Source organism: Saccharothrix sp. NRRL B-16314, from assembly GCF_000716595.1.
Classification (GTDB): Bacteria; Actinomycetota; Actinomycetes; order Mycobacteriales; family Pseudonocardiaceae; genus Actinosynnema.
The window spans coordinates 1-356 of sequence record NZ_JNXC01000168.1; the positions used below are offsets into that span (position 1 = coordinate 1).

Genomic DNA, 356 nt, shown 5'->3' on the forward strand with positions numbered 1-356 from the left:
TCCCTGCTCACCTGTCCGCCGGCGTGCCTAGCTGTGGCTCCGCAGCAGGGTGCGCATCGTGCGCATGGCCACCGACAGGTTGGCCAGGTCGAAGGTGTCCGAGCCCTGGATCTCCTCCAGGGTCGTCCGCGCGCGGCCCAGGATCGCCGCGTTCTTCTCCTCCCAGGCCTTGAACCGCTGCTCGGGGCTCGACGCGCCGTTCCCGGCGGCCAGGACGTCCGCGGTGAGCGCCGAGTGCGCCGCGAACAGGTCCTCACGGATCGAGGCGCGGGCCATCGACTGCCACCGGTCGCTGCGCGGCAGCTCGATGATCCGGTCCATCAGGTCGGTGATCCGCAGCCGGTCGGCCAGGTCGT

1 protein-coding gene is annotated in these 356 nt (G+C 71.3%); it reads right to left on the bottom strand.

Annotation, left to right across the window (positions count from 1 at the left end):
- Positions 1-27 precede the first annotated feature (27 nt).
- Positions 28-356, bottom strand: a 329-nt coding sequence (locus OQ02_RS39520) for an NAD-glutamate dehydrogenase domain-containing protein (protein ID WP_033443810.1), incomplete at its 5' end; no start/stop codon positions are given.